At 62.2% G+C, this 254-nt stretch carries 1 protein-coding gene; it reads right to left on the reverse strand.

Annotated features, from left to right (window positions below; translation table 11 throughout):
* A partial coding sequence (locus tag SB773_RS33185; RefSeq protein WP_410594694.1) for an amino acid permease occupies positions 1-254 on the reverse strand: 254 nt, incomplete at both ends.

The following is a 254-nucleotide window of genomic DNA, read 5'->3' on the forward strand; positions in this document are numbered from 1 at the left end:
GGGCGATTCAGGTTGGGCTCCTTGATACGCAGGACGATGAGAGCGGCGAGGTTGAACAACAGGAGCAGGTTGATGAGGAACACGTCCAGCACCACCAGTTCCAGGAAGTCCGCGGTGGTGAAGAACGCATAGATCACCGAGCAGACGATGATGGATACCACCGGGGAGCCGGTCTTGCGGGACTGGCGGGACAGCGCCGGGGTCAGCCACCGGTCCTGGGAGAGCACGAACGGGGTGCGAGTGCTGCTCATCAG

Origin of the sequence: Bacillus sp. SIMBA_074 (genome assembly GCF_046534555.1) — a bacterium.
Taxonomy (GTDB): Bacteria; Bacillota; Bacilli; order Bacillales; family Bacillaceae_G; genus Bacillus_A; species Bacillus_A mycoides.